Source organism: Streptomyces sp. NPDC005393 (assembly GCF_040606675.1).
Classification (GTDB): Bacteria; Actinomycetota; Actinomycetes; order Streptomycetales; family Streptomycetaceae; genus Streptomyces.
In genome coordinates this window covers 13,285-30,726 of the sequence record NZ_JBEXFG010000004.1, presented here as the reverse complement: position 1 = coordinate 30,726, position 17,442 = coordinate 13,285, and the positions used below count along the sequence as shown (strand labels likewise).

The following is a 17,442-nucleotide window of genomic DNA, read 5'->3' as shown; positions in this document are numbered from 1 at the left end:
CCCGCTCCTGACGCAACGCCAACCCCCCTGCCCCGGCGCCCCGCACCGCCGCTTCCCCTGCCGTCCCCGCAGTAAAGGAAGTCCCATGGCACGAAAACTGGCCGTTCTCGCCTCGGTGCTGAGCGCCGGCGCCCTTCTCCTGTCAGGCTGCGCCAATCCCAGCACCGGCAGCGCCGAGGACGATCCGGCCAAACCCGTGACGCTGAAGTTCTGGCACGGCTGGTCGGAGAAGAGCGAAGTCAAGGCGATCGACGACAGCATCGCCCGCTTCGAGAAGCTCCATCCCAATATCACGGTGAAGGCCACCGGAAACGTCACCGACGAGACCGTGAACCAGGCGCTGCGGGCGGGCGGAGGCGACGCCCCCGATGTCGTCTCGTCCTTCACCACCAACAATGTGGGGCAGTACTGCTCGTCCGGCATGTGGGTGAATCTCGACCCCTTCATGAAGAAGACCGGGCTGGACAAGGCCAAGGTCTTCCCCAAGACGCTGCTGGACTACACGAGCTATGAGGGCGACCAGTGCGCCCTGCCGCTGCTCGCCGACGCGTTCGGCATGTACGACAACAAGGACGCCTTCCGGCAAGCGGGCATCGCACGGCCGCCGCATACGATGTCGGAGCTGAAGCGCGACGCCGCCAGGCTGACCAAGCGCACCAAGAGCGGCGGCTATGAGCGGGTGGGCTTCATGCCGAACTTCCGGCTCTACCAGAACAGCCCGGATGTACGCCGTGCTCGGCACCCTCTTCACGCTCTGCTCCTCCCTTCCGGTGGCCTACGCGCTCGCCAAATTCCGCTTCCGCGGCCGGCGCACCGCCATGATCCTGGTCATCTCGACCATGATGCTGCCGCCACAGGTCATCGTGATCCCGATGTATCTGGTCTGGGCCCAGCAGCTCCATCTGTCGGGCTCGCTGTGGCCGCTGATCATCCCGATGGCGTTCGGTGACGCGTACTCCATCTTTCTGCTGCGCCAGTTCCTGCTGACGATTCCCCGGGAGTATCTGGAGTCGGCGAAGGTGGACGGCTGCGGCGAGTTCACCACGCTGCTGTGCATCGTCGTCCCGATGGCGAAGCCGGGCATCGCGGCCGTCGCGCTCTTCCAGTTCTTCTACTGTTGGAACGACTACTTCGGCCCGCAGATCTACGCAGCGCAGAATCCGGGCGCCTGGACGCTCTCGTACGGTCTGGAGAGCTTCAAGAGCGCCCACAGCGTCAACTGGAATCTGACGATGGCCGCGACACTGCTCGTCATGGCCCCCGTCGTCATCGTCTTCTTCTTCGCCCAGAAAGCCTTCGTCGAAGGCGTCACACTGACAGGAGTCAAGGGTTGAAGCTCGCAGTCGTGGGTGGCGGATCCACCTACACCCCCGAACTCATCGACGGGTTCGCCCGGTTGCGGGATGTGCTCCCGATGGAGGAGCTCGTCCTTATCGACCCCGCCGCCGACCGGCTGGAGCTCATCGGCCGGCTGGCCCGCAGGATCTTCGCCAAGCAGGGCCATCCCGGCCGGATCTCCTGGACCGCCGATCTGGACGCGGGCGTGGACGGCGCGGACGCGGTCCTGCTCCAGCTGCGCGTCGGCGGACAGGCGGCGCGCGACCAGGACGAGACCTGGCCGCTGGAGTGCGGCTGCGTCGGGCAGGAGACCACCGGCGCGGGCGGGCTCGCCAAGGCGCTGCGTACCGTCCCGGTCGTGCTGGACATCGCCGAGCGAGTACGCCGCCGCAACCCCACCGCCTGGATCGTGGACTTCACCAACCCGGTCGGGATCGTGACCCGGGCGCTGCTGACGGCCGGGCACCGGGCGGTCGGGCTGTGCAATGTGGCCATCGGCTTCCAGCGGAAGTTCGCGAAGCTGCTGGGCGTGAAGCCCGGGGAGGTGACGCTGGAGCATGTCGGCCTCAACCACCTCACCTGGGAGCGCGCGGTCCGGCTCGGCGGGCCGGACGGCGCGGATGTGCTGCCCAAGCTGCTCGCGGACCACGGCGAGGCGATCGCCGGGGATCTGCGGATGCCGCGCACGCTGGTGGCTCGCCTCGGCGTCGTCCCGTCCTATTACTTGCGCTACTACTACCAGCACGACGCGGTGGTACGGGAGCTGAGGGCCAAGCCGTCGCGGGCGGCTGAGGTCGCGGCGATCGAGCGCGAGCTGCTCGAGATGTACGGCGACCCGGCGCTGGACGAGAAGCCCGAACTGCTCGGCAAGCGCGGCGGCGCCTTCTACTCGGAGGCGGCGGTCGATCTGACCTCGTCCCTGCTGCGGGACACCGGGGAGGTGCGGATCGTCAACACCTTCAACGACGGCACGCTGCCCTTCCTCCCCGACGACGCGGTGATCGAGGTCCCCGCGGCCGTGGACGCGCACGGGCCGACGCCACTGCCCGTGCGCCCTCTGGAGCCCCTGTTCGCCGGTCTGGTCGCGGGCGTCACGGCGTACGAACATCTGGCGTTGGAGGCCGCGTTGAAGGGCGGCCGGGAGCGGGTCTTCCAGGCGCTGCTCGCCCACCCCCTCATCGGCCAGATCGCATACGCCGAGAAGCTGACCGACGACCTGATCGCACACAACCGGGAGCATCTGGCGTGGGCCTGACCCAGTCCGTACCGACCCCTTCCCCGCCGGATGGGTCCGTCCTGGCCATCGACGCGGGCAACAGCAAGACCGATGTCGCGCTCGTCGGCCCGGACGGCTCCGTCCTCGGCGTGGCCCGCGGCGGCGGCTTCCGGCCGCCCGTCGTGGGCGCCGAGCGCGCGGTCGGCTCGCTCGCGCGGCTGGTGGAGGAGGCGGCGCGGCAGGCGGGCGGGGAAGGGCCGCCGCGCGCCGGGCATGTCTCGGCGTGTCTGGCCAACGCCGATCTGCCGGTCGAGGAGGAGGAGTTGACGGGCGCGCTGGCCGACCGCGGCTGGGGCGCCACCGTCACCGTCGCCAATGACACCTTCGCGCTGCTGCGGGCCGGCGTCACGGACGACGGCGAGCCGACCGGCGTCGCCGTCGTCTGCGGCGCGGGCATCAACTGCGCCGGGCTGGGCCACGGCGGCCGTACCGCCCGTTTCCCCGCCATCGGCCGGATCTCCGGCGACTGGGGCGGTGGGGGCCATCTGTCGGAGGAGGCGCTGTGGTGGGCGGCGCGCGCCGAGGACGGCCGCGGCGAGCCGACCGAGCTGGCGCGCGCCCTGCCCGCGCACTTCGGCATGACCACCATGTTCGAGCTGATCGAGGCGATCCATCTGGGTCGGCTGGAGCCCTCCTGCCGCTATGGGTTGACGCCGGTCCTCTTCGCGGTGGCGGCGGCGGGCGACGAGATCGCGCACGCGATCGTCGGCCGCCAGGCGGAGGAGGTGGCCACGATGGCCACGGTCGCCCTCACCCGCCTCGATCTGCTGGGCGAGGAGACGCCGGTGGTGCTGGGCGGCGGGGTGCTCGCGGCCCGGCATCCGCTGCTGGACGACCGGATCCGGGAACTCCTCGCGGAGCGTGCTCCGAAGGCCGACCCCCGGGTGGTCACGGCGCCGCCCGTGCTCGGCGCCGCGCTGCTGGGCCTGGACCGCACGGGCGCGCCCCCGGCGGCGTACGCCAGGCTGCGCGCGCACTACCGCCAGGGGTGACATCACGGCGTTTATGGAACCGAACGGCCGTCCCAGGCGTAAAGAGAGAGGGAGGGGAAGATCGCGATCCGGGCAAGATCCAGGCAGGACCGGTGACCTTGTCAGTGACGGCGGTCATACTGCTGCCCGATAGCTGTCGCCCGCCGCGCCGGGCGACAGCCGCCGACAGCGACCGTGGGATCCGGACCAAGGGGGAGGTCTTGTGTCATACGCGCCGACCACCGGCAGAGCCGCGCCGCCGCCCGCGCCCGCGGCCCCGCCGCGGACCGCTTGGCGCGAGGGCGTCGACCGGGTGCGGGCGGCGGCGACGACCGAGCCCGGCAGGCTGCGCATCATCGGGGCGGTGCTGGCGGCGCTGGTGGTGGCGTTCGGGGCGGTCACGGCCTGGCAGGTCTCCGAGCGGCAGACCGCGGCGGACGCGGTGGCCGAGCACAGCCAGCCGCTGAGCGCCGATGCCGCGCAGGTCTACCGCTCACTGGCCGACGCCGACACCACGGCGGCGAGCGGCTTTCTGGCCGGCGGTAAGGAGCCCGCCCAGGTCCGGCAGCGCTACGAGCGGGACATCAACACCGCCTCCAAGCTGCTGGTGCGGGCCGCGGCCAACACCGAGGGCTCGGCCTCGGCACGCGAGGAGATACGGAAGATCAATCAACTGCTGCCGGCCTACACCGGTCTGGTCGAGTCCGCTCGCGCCAACAACCGCCAGGGCCTGCCGCTGGGCGGCGCGTATCTGCGCTATGCCAACGACACGATGCGCGATCAGCTGCTCCCCGCCGCCGGCAGGCTGTACGAGGCGGAGACCGCCCGCCTCGGGGAGGACTACGGCGACGCGAAGGCGTGGCCGTGGGTGGCGATCGGCACCGGAGTGCTCGCGCTGGGCGCGCTGGGATGGGTTCAGCGCCGTAACTACCGGCGGACGAACCGGGTGTTCAACCACGGTCTGCTGGCCGCGACCGCCGCCTCCACGGTGGTGTTGCTGTGGCTGGTGGTGGGCCACGCCGTCGCCCGAGCCGAGCTCAACGACTCCGATGACCACGGGGCGAAGTCCCTGCGGGTGCTCAACGAGGCGCGGATCGACTCGCTCCGCGCCCGCGCCGATGAGAATCTGACGCTGGTCGCGCGCGGCGCGGTCACCGTCGACAAGGACGGCAGCAACAAGGGCAAGGACGCCTACGAGGTCAGCTACGGCTCCCGGATGGCCGACCTCGTCGGTGACGCGGGCGGCGGTGCGAAGCGCCCCGCCGCGGGCAGCCTGCTGGACCAGGCACGCGGCCTGGCGGACGACGGCGCGGGCCGCGACCCGGTGGAGGCGGCCGCCACCGGGGTCCGGGAGTGGCAGGTGCGGCACAAGGCCGCCCGTAGCGCCGATGACGCGGGCGACTACAAGAAGGCGCTGGAGCAGGTCATCGGCGCCAAGGACAGCACCGGCGAGTCCTTCGACGTGGTGGACACGCAGCTGGCGAAGGCCCTCGACCATGAGCAGCGGGAGTTCCAGCGGGCGGCGGACGACGGGCGGGGAGCGTTCACCGCGATGGCCGTCGGCGCCGGGGTGCTGGCCGCGGTGGGAGCCGCGAGCGCGCTCCTGGGCATAGGCCGCAGGCTTTCGGAGTACCGGTGAGGTTGACGGGTTGATGGGGGGCGGAAGGATGCGATCGGTGCGATCGGGCGCCGCCGTGGCGGTGTGCGCCCTGGGGGTGGCCACGGCGATCCTGGTGCCCGCGGCGATGGACGGCGACGGCGGCGCGGGCGACGGAAGGCGCGGCGCGCGCCATCCGCATACGGTGCGGACCGGCTCCGAGGCGGCGGCCGGGACCTGTGACAAGCCGGAGGCGAGCCTGCGGCCGTCGAGCGCGAGCGGCCCGGCCATCAAGCGGATCAAGAACCGTGAGGTCAATGGCCATAAGCTGAACAAGCTCATAGCCGGCGTCGACCAGAACAGCTACCGCTGGGGCTACCGCGACCCGGCCACCGGCGACCTCACCGGCTTCGACATCGACCTGGTGCACGCCATAGCCAAGGACGTCTTCGGCGATCCGGACGCGGTCATCTTCCGCACCATTCCGACCAGTCAGCGCATCAAGGCCCTGCAGCAGGGCAAGGTGGACGTCGTGGTGCGCACCATGACCATCAACTGCGACCGGATCAGGGACGTCGCGTTCTCCACCGCGTACTTCCAGGCCGGGCAGCAGGTGCTGGTCGCCGACGGCTCGTCCGTCACCGGCTACAACAAGACCCTGCGCGGCAAGAAGGTCTGTACGGCGCAGGGTTCCACCGCCGAGGCCGAGCTGGACAAGCCGGACACCGGCGCCAAGGCCCTGGGCGCGATCAAGGTGAAGCCCGTCCCCAATCAGCTGGACTGCCTGGTCAGGCTGCAACTGGGCGAGGTGGACGCGGTGATCACGGACAACGCGCTGGCGGCGGGCCAGGCGGCCCAGGACCCGTCCGTCAAGCTCGTCGGCTCCCGATTCACCGATGAGCTCTACGGCGTGGCGATGAACAGAGACGATGACGACCTGGTACGCCGGGTCAACAAGGTGCTGGAGGACTACCGCGCGGGCGGTGACAACAGCCCCTGGATGCGCGCCTACCGCAAATGGCTCGCAAAGGATTTCGGCACGGCACAGGGGAATCCGGCACCACCGGACCCCGTGTACAAGGACTAGCGAGAAGAAGGACGAGCGACAGGACGAGCGAAGGACCGGCGGCGGACGACGATCCAAGGATCACGGACCGGCAAGGATTAGCGCCCGGCTCACACGCGTAGGGATGACGCTGCAGACGGATCACGAATCGGATACGGACACGGAGAGGTGATCGATGGGGGTCCCGGGATCCTTCCCCGGCGCCGCGGGGACACCCGACGGTCCGGCCATGGGCCGCGAGGAGGTGGACCGCGCGCTGGCGAAGCTCGCCGCCGAACACGAAGCGATCGAGTCCTCGCTGCTCGCCCTCCAGGACCACGCGGGCAGAAGGCTCCTCGAAGGCGCCGAGCTGACCGGCGTCACCAAGGACCGGTGGGCCACCACCGAGCAGGCCATCTCCCTCCTGTGGAGCTATTTCGACGCCTATACGGACGCGCTCCACAGCGCCCGTGAGGTGCGCGCCCGCCACCGCTGGCCCACGCCCGACGAGCTGGCCGAGCTCACCGGGCTGCTGCGCGGGCCCGGTATCACCCTGCCCAGCAGCGCCACCCTCACCGGATCCCCCCTGCTCAGCGAGCAGTTGAGCCTGGACCAGCTGGTCGACCGGATGAACCGCTGGTACGCCGAGGCCCTTGACGTCATCGTCACCGCCGACGCCGTGTGGTCCGCGCTGCCCGCCCGGATCGACATGCTCGCCGCCGAGCTGCACCGCACCCGCTCGCTGGCGCACTCCGTCGGTGTGCGCCCCGGTGAGCACCCCTCGGGCGACGATCTGGAGCAGATCACCGCCGAGCTGACCGCGCTGCGCGCCGGGGTGGTCTCCGATCCGCTCGCCTTCTGGAAGCCGGCCACCGGCAGCTCCGCGCCCGGCGGCGGCAGCCCCCACACCGTCCGCTACGACCGCGCGGCCCGCGCCCTGGACGACGTACGGCGCGAGATCGAGGCGGTCCTGGACGTTCGGCAGGACGCGGAGCGGCGGCTGATGCGGCTGCGCGATGTGCTCTCCCGCGCCGATCGCACGCTGGCGGAGGCGCGGCAGGCGCGCGGCGAGGTGCTGGCGAAGATCGCGGCGTCCGAGGTGCCCGCGGTCAGCGGTCCGCCGACCGCGCTGCACGAGCAGTTGGTGACCGCCGCCGACTACCGCAGGCGCTCCCAGTGGCACCGGCTCTCCCCGCTGCTGGAGAGCCTGGAGCAGCGCGCCGACGACGAGCTGCTGCGCGCCCGCGAGTCCTTGACCGCGGTGACCGCTCCGCTCGCGGTCCGCGCCGAGCTGCGCGGCCGGCTCGACGCGTACAAGGCGAAGGTCGCCCGACACGGTATGGCGGAGGATCCGCTGCTGGTGGAGCGGTACGACGTCGCGCGCCGGATGCTGTGGAGCGCCCCGTGCGATCTGCGGGCGGCCGAGCAGGCCGTGCTGCGCTATCAGCAGGCGGCGGCCGAGGCCCTGGTTCCGCGCCAGGCGGGCCCGGCCGACCAGAGCACCGAGGGGGCGCGGCATGAGTGACGCGGTCGCCTGCCAGCGGCGTGACTGCGGCGGGTCGTACGAGGACATGGGCGGCGGCGAGCTGTACTGCGGCATCTGCGGGATGGCGCCGGTCGTCTCACCGCGCGGAATGGTGAGCTCACCGCCCACCGGGATCACCGGTGGCGGCCGGGACGGCGGCTCCGCGCCCTCCCAGCCCTCCCAGCCCTCCTCGCGCTCCTCCCGCTCGTCGCGCTCCTCCTCGTCCCGGCGGTCGGTGTCCGGGCGGCTGGCCCGCTCCGTGTCGGGGCGGTCCTCGTCGCGTTCGGTCTCGGTGCGCAACTCCCGCTCCTCCTCGTCCGCCTCCGGGCGGAACGCACTGGGCGCCGGCCTGGTCAGCGTGCCGGAGGTGCCGCGCCCCGATCCGCGGACGGCCGTCCTGGAGAACCCCGAGGTCCCCGAGCGGAAGCGGTTCTGCAGCCGCGGCGACTGCGGGTCGCCGGTCGGCCGGACCCGCGGCGACCGGCCGGGCCGCACCGAGGGCTTCTGCACCAAGTGCGGCCATCCGTACTCGTTCGTACCGAAGCTGCGCCCCGGCGATGTCGTCCACGGGCAGTACGAGGTGGCGGGCTGTCTGGCCCACGGCGGCCTCGGCTGGATCTATCTGGCCATCGACCGCGCGGTCTCCGACCGCTGGGTGGTCCTCAAGGGCCTGCTGGACACGGGCGACGAGGACGCGCTGGCGGTCGCCGTCTCCGAGCGCCGGTTCCTCGCCGAGATCGAGCACGCGAACATCGTCCGGATCTACAACTTCGTCGAACATCTCGACCAGCGCACCAGCAGCCTCGACGGCTATATCGTCATGGAGTACGTCGGGGGCAAGTCACTGAAGGACATCGCCAACAGCCGCCGCACCCCGGACGGCCGGCGCGATCCGCTGCCGGTCGAGCAGGCGTGCGCGTACGGCATCGAGGCGCTGGAGGCCCTCGGCCATCTCCACAGCCGCAATCTGCTCTACTGCGACTTCAAGGTCGACAACGCCATACAGCAGCAGGACCAGCTCAAGCTCATCGACATGGGCGCGGTCCGGCGGATGGACGACCAGGACAGCGCCATCTACGGCACGGTCGGCTACCAGGCGCCCGAGATCTCGGAGACCGGTCCGTCGGTCGCCTCCGATCTGTACACGGTGGCGCGCACGCTCGCGGTGCTCACCTTCGACTTCCAGGGCTATACGAACGTCTTCGCGGACAGCCTGCCCGACCCCGAGAACATCGAGGTCTTCCGGCACTACGAATCCTTCTACCGGCTGCTGGTGCGGGCCACCGACCCGGATCCGAGCCGCCGGTTCGCCTCCGCGCAGGAGATGGCCGACCAGCTGACGGGGGTGCTGCGGGAGGTCGTGGCGCTGCAGACCGGTCGGCCGCGGCCCGCCCTGTCGACGCTCTTCGGGCCGGAAACGCGGGTGGTGGACACCGAGTTGTTCGCCGAGGACGGCCGGGATCCGTCCCTCCTCGGCGCGCGGGCCACCGACCGGGACGCCGCCGCGGGGCCCGGCCGGCCGCCGGGGCTGCTCGCCCTTCCGCTGCCCGCCATCGCCCCGCTGGACGGGCGGGCCACCGCGCTCGCGCTGCCGGTGCCGCTGGTGGACCCGGCCGACCCCAACGCCGGTTTTCTGGCCGGGCTGCTCGCCGCCGCCCCCGCCGAGCTGAGCGCCGCGCTCCAGACCGCGCCCACCGACTCGCCCGAGCTGCGGCTGCGCCGGGTGCGCGCCCAACTGGAGCTGGGGCAGACGCAGGAGGCGGGCATCGCGCTGACCGGTCTGGAGGCGGCGTACAGCGACGACTGGCGGATCGTCTGGTACCGCGGGCTGCACGCGCTGGCGACCGGCGACCACGAGACGGCCGCGCTCTCCTTCGACGCCGTCTACGACGCGTTCCCCGGCGAGCCCGCGCCGAAGCTGGCGCTCGGCGTCTGCGCCGAGGTGCTCGGCCAGTTGGACAACGCGGCGGAGTACTACCGGCTGGTATGGACCACCGACCCGAGCTACGTCAGCGCCACCTTCGGCCTCGCCCGGGTGCGGCTGTGTTCCGGCGACCGGGTCGGCGCGGTCCAAGCCCTGGAGTCGGTGCCGGAGTCGTCCATCCACTACACGGCGGCGCGGGTCGCCGCCGTGCGGGCCCGGCTGCGCCAGCGCGCCCCGCATGACGCGCTGCTGGCCGATCTCGCCGCCTCGGCGGCGCAGGTCGAGCGGCTGGGCGAGTTCAGCCTCGACGCGGTGCGGCGCGAGCGGCTGCGCACGGAAGTGCTGGGCAGCGCCCTGGATTGGGTACTGTCCGGCAGCAGCGGAGCGCCGCCGGGGCACACCCGGCCGCCTCTGCTGGGGAGCAGCCTGGACGAGCGCGGGCTGCGCTTCGGATTGGAGCGCTCGTACCGGGTACTCGCCAGGCTCGCGCAGCGCGGCGAGGAAAGGATCGAACTGGTGGAGCGGGCCAACCGTTTCCGCCCCAGAACGTGGGTGTGATCGATGTCGCAGATGCCGCAGCTGCACCGGCTGCCAGCCTGCCCGACCTGTGAAGAGCCGCCGGAGTCGGGGGACAGATACTGCGACGGGTGCGGCGCCGACCTGTCGGCGGCGGCCCGTACGGCCCAGCCGGTGGGAGCGGCCGGGGACGTCCCGGCGCCGCCCGCGGACGGGGCGGCGCGGCAGGAGCGGCGGCCGGACCAGGAGCCGGAGGACTACCCGTTGGCCGCCCCGGCACCGGCCCCGGCCCCCACCGGGGGCCCCGGCGCGGACGCGCCGGTGGCCGACCCGCGGGCCGCCGCGGCACTCGGCGCCCCCGCCGCACCCGCCGCACCCGAAGCGGCCCCACAGGCCAGTACCAGCACAGCCACAAACACAGGCAGCACGGGCACCGGCACCGGGGCCGACCCCCGGCTGCCCGGCGGCGAGGGCCGCCCCCGGTGCGCCGCGTGCCAGGAGGGCACCATCGACCAGGACGGATACTGCGAGCACTGCGGGCACGCCCAGGCGCGTGCGCGCGACCACATGGAGCGGGAGCTGGAGGGCGTCGCGGCGGCCAGCGACCGGGGCTTGCGCCATCACCGCAATGAGGACGCGTTCTCCGTGTCCGCCGCCGCGCTGCCCGACGGCTCACCGGCCGTCGTCGCGGTCGTCTGCGACGGGGTCTCCTCGGCCACCCGCCCCGACGACGCCTCGGCGGCCGCGGCCCATACGGCGGGCGAGTCGCTGCTCGCCTCGCTCCCCCGCGGCGCCCATCCCCAGCAGGCCATGAACGAGGCGATCGTGGCCGCCGCCGAGGCGGTCAACTCCCTGGCGCTGGAGACTGGTGCGGCCGGCCCGCACGACGAGCATCAGCAGCGCCATCAGAACGCACCGGCCTGCACCATCGTCAGCGCGGTGGTCACCTCCGACATCCTCACGGTCGGCTGGATCGGGGACAGCCGCGTCTACTGGGTGCCGGACGACCGCACGGCACCGGCCGCCCGGCTCACCGAGGACGACTCGTGGGCGGCGCAGATGGTGGCCGCGGGGCTGATGTCCGAGGCCGAGGCGTACGCGGACGAGCGCGCGCACGCCATCACCGGCTGGCTCGGCGCGGACGCCTATGAACTGGACCCGCACACCGCCTCGTTCAAGCCGGACCGGCCCGGTGTCGTGGTGGTGTGCACCGACGGGCTCTGGAACTACGCCGAGTCAGCGGAGGAGATGGCCCGCGCGGTGCCGCCGGACGCCCGGTCCCGGCCGCTGAACAGCGCCCAGGTCCTGGTGGGTCACGCCCTCGGCGGCGGGGGCCACGACAACGTAACAGTGGCGGTCGTGCCGTTCCCCGCTCCGCCGGGCAGGGCAGGCTCCGCCTGACGGTCCGAGGGGGGCGCGGCCCCCGCCGCAGTACGGCGGGGGCGGCACTGCGGACGCCACTGCTCTCAACCCTTTTGTCGACAGACCCATATATCCATATGGAGCGCCAAGGAGCGGAACAGATGGCCACCTTCTCCAAGCCCCACGCGCCGCGGTTCTCGGTCGAGATCTACCAGAACGAGTACCTCCCCGAGGGAGGCCGCGAGGTGAACGCGATCGTCACGGTCACCTCGACCGGCGGCGGGACCACCGGAGGGATACCGATCCCCGCTCCCGTCCTCGCCCCCGCCGCGTACGACCGGGGCGGCGCCTCCGCCGACGCGGCCGTGGTGATCATGGTGGACTGCTCCGGCTCCATGGACCATCCGCCGACGAAGATGCGCAACGCACGGGACGCGACCGCCGCCGCGATCGACACGGTGCGCGACGGCGTCGCCTTCGCCGTGGTCGCGGGCACCCACAAGGCGGTCGAGGTCTTCCCGGGCAACGGGCAACCGGCCACGGCCGATCCGGCTACCCGCGCCGGGGCCAAGGACGCGCTGCGCAAGCTGAGCCCGGGCGGGGGCACGGCGATCGGCACCTGGCTGATGCTCGCCGACCGGCTGCTCGCCTCCGCCGACGTCGCGATCCGGCACGGCATCCTGCTCACCGACGGCCGCAATGAGCACGAGGAGCCCGAGGCTCTGCGGGCGGCGCTCGACGCCTGCGCGGGCCGCTTCACCTGCGATGCCCGCGGGGTCGGCACGGACTGGGAGGTCAAGGAGGTCACCGGGATCGCCTCCGCCCTGCTCGGAACGGCCGACATCGTGGCGAACCCCGCCGAACTCGCCGCGGATTTCAGGCGGATGATGGAGACGGCGATGGGCAAGGAGATCGCCGATGTCAGTCTGCGGCTGTGGACCCCGAGGGGCGCCGAGGTCGCGTTTGTGAAACAGGTCGCACCGACGGTCGAGGATCTGACCGCCCGGCGCACCGACGCCGGTCCGCGCGCGGGCGACTATCGGACGGGGTCGTGGGGCGATGAGTCCCGCGACTACCACCTGTGCGTACGGGTGCCCGCGGCCGAGGTCGGCCGGGAGATGCTCGCGGCGCGGGTGTCCCTGGTCCTGCCCGAGCCGGACGGCGGCGGCAGCCCTCCGCCCCCGCTGGCACAAGGCCTCGTACGGGCGGTGTGGACGGACGACATGGCCGCCTCCACCTCGATGAATCCGCAGGTCGCGCACTATACGGGCCAGGCCGAACTGGCTCAGGTCATCCAACAGGGCATGGATGCCCGCAAGTCGGGCGATATCGAAGGGGCGACCGCGAAGCTCGGCCGGGCCGTACAGCTGGCGAGCGCGTCGGGGAACGAGGACACGGCGAAGCTGCTTGCGAAGGTGGTGGACGTCGTCGACGCGCCGACAGGTACTGTGCGACTGAAAGCGAAGGTCGCGGAGGCGGACGAGATGACACTAGAAACGCGCTCCACTAAGACAGTTCGCGTGAAGAAGTAGCACAAGAAACACGCGCGTTACGGCAGAAAACGCCAAGAACGGCACATGAGGGGGATCACCGACATGCCGACCTGCCCTAACGGCCACCAATCGGCGGCCGACGACTGGTGCGAGGTGTGTGGCCACCGAATGTCGGGGACACCGATGCCCACCGGCGCCGCCCCGCCACCGCCGATGCCGCCGATGCCGGGCGCCCCGGGGGGTTACGGAGGCCCGGGTCCGGGCGGACCGCCACCCCCGCCGCCCGGCGGCCACGGAGGCTATGGCTACCCCGCGCCCCAGCCGGACGCCACCTACCAGGCGGAGCTGTGCCCGCAGTGCCGTACGCCGCGTGAGGCGCAGGCTCCGTTCTGTGAGGAGTGCCGCTTCAACTTCCTGACGCAGACGCCCACCTCGTACGCTCCGCCGCCGCCTCCGCAGGGCGGTTTCGCCCCGCCGCCGCCTCCGCAAGGCGGTTTCGCCCCGCCGCCCCTGTTCCAGCCGGGGCCGCAGCAGTCCGGTCCGCCCGGGGCGCCGCAGCCGCTTCCTCCGCATGCCCAGCACCCGCCGCATCCGACACAGGGCGGCGAGTACCAGGCATCGCGGCCGTCCCAGATCAACCGCCCGGCGGAGCCGCTGTCCCCGGCGGAGCCGGGACAGCCCTCGGGCCCGTCGTTCGGCAACGACGACGACTGGACGCTGCCCCCGCCGCAAGGCGCGGGCCCCGGCCCGGTCGCGCCCCCGGCCCCGCCGCAGTACGGATACGGCTACCCGCAGGCGCCCCAGGCCCCGGCGCCGCCCGCCCCGCCCTTCGGCAATGACGAGTACCGGGGTGCCGCGCCGCCCCCGCCGTCGCAGCCGGGGCCCCCGCCGCCGCAGCAGCACGCGGGTCCGCCGCAGCACGCGACGCCGCCCGCCCCCTTCGGCCAGGGTCACGGTCAGGGCGGGGCGCCGGCGTCCGGCGGAAGCTGGGTCGCGGTCGTCGGCCCGGACCGCGAGTACTTCATGGCGATGATGAACCGCAGCGGCCCGGAGGCGGCCGGCCTCAATCTCCCGGCCTACTCCCCCGAGCAGCAACTGCCGCTCGGAGGCCAGCAGATCACCATCGGCCGGCGCCGCCACAGCACCGGCGAGTCTCCCGACATCGACCTCGGGCGCCCGCCCGAGGACCCGGGCGTCTCGCATCAGCACGCGGTCCTCGTCCCGCAGCCCGACGGCGCCTGGGCGGTCGTCGACCAGGACTCGACGAACGGGACCACGATCAACGGCGGCGAGGAGCCGATCCAGCCGTATGTCCCGATCCCGCTCCAGGACGGCGACCGCGTCCATGTCGGTGCCTGGACGACGATCACCGTGCGCCGCGGCTAGGCCGGCCAGGACGGCGACCGGTGGGTGCCCGACCGCGGTCAGGCACCCACCACCGCGGGCCCCAGCGGCCAGGCGTAGGCGCCCTCCGGGTCGTCCAGCCAGGCCCACTGGCGCTGGCCCCGCACCGTCACCCCGTACCGCTCGCGCCCCGGTCTGCCTTCGTGCTCCCACAGCGCGAGGGCCTCGACCGGCTCCATATGGCCCGTGGCCACGTTCAACAGGAAGCGGAAGGAGTCGTCCAGCAGCGGCCGGGACGGCAGTCCGTGGGTGGGCACCGAGGGCGGCGGGCCGCTGCCGCGCAGCGGGACGAAGTACGCGGGCGTGGCCAGGAAGCGCCCCTCCGCATGCCGGGCGTCGGCGACCCGCAGGGCGATCAGCCCGGTGGCGAGCGGCGTCAGGATGAGCGCGCCCGGCCAGCACTGGCCGAGCCACGCCTGCGGTACGGACGGCACGGCGCAGGTGGCGATGATCCGGTCGTAGGGGGCGCGCGAGGGGCAGCCGCGCGCCCCATCGCCGGTGACGACCGCCGGGCGGAATCCGGCCGCGGCCAGATGGTTACGGGCAGTTTCGGTGATCTCCGGGTCGAGGTCGAGAGTGGTCACCTGTGCGTCGCCGAGCCGATGGGCGAGCAGCGCCGCGTTGTAGCCGGTACCCGCGCCGATCTCCAGCACGCTGTCGCCGTCCCGCACCTGGAGGGCGTGCAGCATCCGCGCCATCAGCGACGGCTGGCTGCTGGAGGAGATCAGCTCACCGTCGCGCACCCGGGTCGCCAGCGGCGCGTCCGCGTAGGCACCGGCCAGCCAGCGGGCCCGCCGCAGCGGATCCCGGTCGTCCCGCCACAGCCGGGTGTAGACCGCCGCCCCGCGCGCCTCTCCTTCGCCGCCCGCCTCGTAGAAGTACGGCACGAACAGATGGCGCGGCACCTCCTCGAAGGCCGCCCGCCAACCGGGGTCCGTCAGCCCGCCCCCCGCCGCGATCTCCCGGACCAGCCCGGCCCGCGCCGCGTCCGCCGCCATGGCGTACGGATCGGCTCCCGGGTCCGTACGGTCTCCCCGGTCCATACGGTCCCTCGGGTCCATACGGTCCCTTCGCTCCCGCCGCCGCGTACGCTCCGTAGCGCCCGGCGCGCTGCGCGTACTACCGCCCGTGCTGCCCATGAGTCCACTCTCCTGCGCCCGCCTCCCGGCCGCGACCCATGCCCCCTTTCCCTGTCCGGACGGTCTGAGAGCATGGAGGCGTGAAAGACATTCCGCGCGGCACACTTCAGGAGCAGACCTTCTACGAACAGGTCGGCGGCGAGCAGACCTTCCGGCGTCTGGTGCACCGCTTCTACCAGGGCGTCGCGGAGGACCCGCTGCTCCGGCCGCTGTACCCCGAGGACGATCTGGGCCCGGCGGAGGAGCGGCTGACGCTCTTCCTCATACAGTACTGGGGCGGCCCCCGCACCTACAGCGACAACCGCGGCCATCCGCGGCTGCGCATGCGCCACGCACCCTTCACCGTGAACCGCGCGGCCCATGACGCCTGGCTGCGCCATATGCGGGACGCGGTCGACGAGCTGGAGCTGGCGCCGGATCTGGACCGCCAGCTGTGGAACTACCTCACCTACGCGGCGGCTTCCATGATCAACGCCGAGGGCTGAGCGAACCGGCTCGCCCAGGCGGGCCTCACGCGCCCAGGCGGGCCCCACGCGCCCAGGCGGGCCCCACGCGCCCTTATGGCTCAGTCACGCAGACGTCGGTCAGGCAGGCGTCACGGACAGCCCGGGAAAGCCCGCCGTACGGACGGCGATCGAGCCGTAAGGCGTCCGCAGCCGCAGCCAGCCGCCCGCGGCGAGCAGCGCCAGCGGCTCGGCCACCGGGGCGAGCGCGGTCATGGGGGCGGTGCCGGCTGCGCCGGGCGCGGTGGTGACGCCCGCCGCCGCCCGCACCGGGCGCAGAAAGCCCAGCGACTGGGCCGCGTGCACGGCGCGCAGCGGCAGCCCGGTGTCGCCGAGCGTACGGGACCAGATCTCATGGCCGATCCGGTCGCGCTCGGCGCGCGTACGGCGCTCCTCGGAAAGCTCCTCGTCACGGGCGCGGAACTCGGCGACGGCAGCGGCGACCGCCCCGCGCACCTCGTCCGCGCCCGGCAGGCCGCTCACCCGGCGCCAGCCGCCGCGCGGCGGCAGCACCCCGGCCCACGGCGGACCGGTGACGGCCTCCGGCACGGTGACCACGAGCCCTCCGTCCAGACCGTCGGACGAGGTCCCCTCGGCCGCCGCGGTCCGCGCCGTGTCCAGCGCGTCCGCGAACTCACCGGCCGAGACCGTCGTGTCCAGCGCCCCCGGCGAGCCCGCCGTGACGGGGGGCTCCAGCCGCGCCGTACGGATGGCGAACACCTCGAAGGACGGCGGCCGGCCGAAGACGGCGAGCACACCGCCCCCCGCCTGCAGCCGCACCGCGGCGGCGCGGTCGTAATGGATCAGCCGGGCCAGAAAGGCGGCCAGGTCGGCCGCCTCCCCGGCGTCGGCGAAGTGGAGCTCATGGCGGAAGGCCGTCATACCGTGACGGCCCCTTCCGGCCGCTGGTCCCTCTTCGCTGCCTTCGTCTTCCCCGGCTCCGCGGGCTCCAGGTAGGCCGTCAGGAAGCTCTCCTCCTCGGGCGTGACCCGGCGCGGCCGGCCCTGTGCGAGGTCGTACGGGACGATACGGGTGGCGGCCCGCACATACAGGGCCTCCTCGTCCTTGATCTCGTACCGGAGGGTCATGTACGCGGCACGGATCTCCGTCACCCAGGTCTCGATGGTCACCGGGGTGTGCCGGTGGACGAGGGGCTTCAGATAGTCGATCTCGTGCCGGGCGACGACCACGCCGCCGGTGAACGCGTCGCTCCCGTTCCCCGGCGCCAGTCGCCACATGAAGTCGACGCGCGCCTCCTCCAGATAGCGGAGGAAGACCACATTGTTGACGTGGCCGAACGCGTCCATGTCGGACCAGCGCAGGGGGCAGGAGTAGATATGGCGGGCCAT

The 17,442-nt window shown here is 72.7% G+C and carries 13 protein-coding genes and 2 pseudogenes; 12 read left to right on the top strand and 3 right to left on the bottom strand.

From position 1 onward, the window contains the following. Positions 1–85: 85 nt before the first annotated feature. From ABZS71_RS06050 to ABZS71_RS06000, 11 genes and pseudogenes are all read left to right on the top strand, one after another. Positions 86–724 (top strand): annotated as a pseudogene (locus tag ABZS71_RS06050) (extracellular solute-binding protein); the annotation flags it as partial. Continuing rightward, positions 723–1,334 (top strand): annotated as a pseudogene (locus ABZS71_RS06045) (carbohydrate ABC transporter permease); the annotation flags it as partial. The pseudogenes ABZS71_RS06050 and ABZS71_RS06045, both read left to right, overlap by 2 nt. Further along, on the top strand, positions 1,331–2,593 hold the full coding sequence (locus ABZS71_RS06040; protein ID WP_356207920.1) for a 6-phospho-beta-glucosidase: 1,263 nt from the start codon (positions 1,331–1,333) through the stop codon (positions 2,591–2,593). The pseudogene ABZS71_RS06045 and the gene ABZS71_RS06040, both read left to right, overlap by 4 nt. Next, positions 2,584–3,606: a BadF/BadG/BcrA/BcrD ATPase family protein gene (locus ABZS71_RS06035; RefSeq protein WP_356207918.1), complete on the top strand. Its 1,023-nt coding sequence runs from the start codon at positions 2,584–2,586 to the stop codon at positions 3,604–3,606. The genes ABZS71_RS06040 and ABZS71_RS06035 overlap by 10 nt, the downstream gene beginning before the upstream one ends. 202 nt (positions 3,607–3,808) lie before the next feature. Next, positions 3,809–5,224, top strand: a complete 1,416-nt coding sequence (locus tag ABZS71_RS06030) for a hypothetical protein (RefSeq protein ID WP_356207917.1) — start codon at positions 3,809–3,811, stop codon at positions 5,222–5,224. A gap of 28 nt (positions 5,225–5,252) precedes the next feature. Next, positions 5,253–6,269 carry a glutamate ABC transporter substrate-binding protein gene (locus ABZS71_RS06025; protein ID WP_356207916.1) on the top strand — a complete coding sequence of 339 codons (1,017 nt, stop codon included), beginning with the start codon at positions 5,253–5,255 and terminating at the stop codon, positions 6,267–6,269. Between the two features lie 154 nt (positions 6,270–6,423). Then, positions 6,424–7,752, top strand: coding sequence for a hypothetical protein (locus ABZS71_RS06020; RefSeq protein ID WP_356207915.1), 1,329 nt, complete (start codon positions 6,424–6,426; stop codon positions 7,750–7,752). Next, on the top strand, positions 7,745–10,234 hold the full coding sequence (locus ABZS71_RS06015; RefSeq protein WP_356207914.1) for a tetratricopeptide repeat protein: 2,490 nt from the start codon (positions 7,745–7,747) through the stop codon (positions 10,232–10,234). The genes ABZS71_RS06020 and ABZS71_RS06015 overlap by 8 nt, the downstream gene beginning before the upstream one ends. Positions 10,235–10,237: 3 nt before the next feature. After that, positions 10,238–11,593 (top strand): PP2C family serine/threonine-protein phosphatase, encoded by a 1,356-nt coding sequence (locus ABZS71_RS06010; RefSeq protein WP_356207913.1) that lies wholly within the window; start codon positions 10,238–10,240, stop codon positions 11,591–11,593. Between the two features lie 122 nt (positions 11,594–11,715). Next, positions 11,716–13,086 carry a VWA domain-containing protein gene (locus ABZS71_RS06005; RefSeq protein WP_356207912.1) on the top strand — a complete coding sequence of 457 codons (1,371 nt, stop codon included), beginning with the start codon at positions 11,716–11,718 and terminating at the stop codon, positions 13,084–13,086. Between the two features lie 63 nt (positions 13,087–13,149). Then, on the top strand, positions 13,150–14,433 hold the full coding sequence (locus tag ABZS71_RS06000; RefSeq protein WP_356207910.1) for an FHA domain-containing protein: 1,284 nt from the start codon (positions 13,150–13,152) through the stop codon (positions 14,431–14,433). A gap of 38 nt (positions 14,434–14,471) precedes the next feature. On the opposite strand, the gene ABZS71_RS05995 is transcribed toward ABZS71_RS06000, so the two are convergent. Next, positions 14,472–15,494: a methyltransferase domain-containing protein gene (locus ABZS71_RS05995; protein WP_356207908.1), complete on the bottom strand. Its 1,023-nt coding sequence runs from the start codon at positions 15,492–15,494 to the stop codon at positions 14,472–14,474. A gap of 176 nt (positions 15,495–15,670) precedes the next feature. Here ABZS71_RS05995 and ABZS71_RS05990 point away from each other — a divergent pair, with 176 nt between their 5' ends. Further along, positions 15,671–16,075 carry a globin gene (locus ABZS71_RS05990; protein ID WP_355854800.1) on the top strand — a complete coding sequence of 135 codons (405 nt, stop codon included), beginning with the start codon at positions 15,671–15,673 and terminating at the stop codon, positions 16,073–16,075. 99 nt (positions 16,076–16,174) lie between these two features. Here the strand turns inward: ABZS71_RS05990 and ABZS71_RS05985 are convergent, their stop codons facing one another. Together ABZS71_RS05985 and ABZS71_RS05980 are read right to left on the bottom strand one after the other, a co-directional pair. Continuing rightward, positions 16,175–16,975, bottom strand: coding sequence for a hypothetical protein (locus ABZS71_RS05985; RefSeq protein WP_356207906.1), 801 nt, complete (start codon positions 16,973–16,975; stop codon positions 16,175–16,177). Further along, positions 16,972–17,442: a thioesterase family protein gene (locus ABZS71_RS05980; RefSeq protein WP_356207904.1), complete on the bottom strand. Its 471-nt coding sequence runs from the start codon at positions 17,440–17,442 to the stop codon at positions 16,972–16,974. Before ABZS71_RS05980 ends, ABZS71_RS05985 begins: the two co-directional genes overlap by 4 nt.

What these genes read in the sequence shown, in the direction of transcription:
- ABZS71_RS06025 (WP_356207916.1), top strand. Translation starts at nt 5,253, where the DNA reads ATGCGATCGGTGCGATCGGGCGCCGCCGTGGCGGTGTGCGCCCTGGGG.
- ABZS71_RS06020 (WP_356207915.1), top strand. Translation starts at nt 6,424, where the DNA reads ATGGGGGTCCCGGGATCCTTCCCCGGCGCCGCGGGGACACCCGACGGT.
- ABZS71_RS06015 (WP_356207914.1), top strand. Translation starts at nt 7,745, where the DNA reads ATGAGTGACGCGGTCGCCTGCCAGCGGCGTGACTGCGGCGGGTCGTAC.
- ABZS71_RS06010 (WP_356207913.1), top strand. Translation starts at nt 10,238, where the DNA reads ATGTCGCAGATGCCGCAGCTGCACCGGCTGCCAGCCTGCCCGACCTGT.
- ABZS71_RS06005 (WP_356207912.1), top strand. Translation starts at nt 11,716, where the DNA reads ATGGCCACCTTCTCCAAGCCCCACGCGCCGCGGTTCTCGGTCGAGATC.
- ABZS71_RS06000 (WP_356207910.1), top strand. Translation starts at nt 13,150, where the DNA reads ATGCCGACCTGCCCTAACGGCCACCAATCGGCGGCCGACGACTGGTGC.
- ABZS71_RS05995 (WP_356207908.1), bottom strand. Translation starts at nt 15,494, where the DNA reads ATGGACCGGGGAGACCGTACGGACCCGGGAGCCGATCCGTACGCCATG.
- ABZS71_RS05985 (WP_356207906.1), bottom strand. Translation starts at nt 16,975, where the DNA reads ATGACGGCCTTCCGCCATGAGCTCCACTTCGCCGACGCCGGGGAGGCG.
- ABZS71_RS05980 (WP_356207904.1), bottom strand. Translation starts at nt 17,442, where the DNA reads ATGGCCCGCCATATCTACTCCTGCCCCCTGCGCTGGTCCGACATGGAC.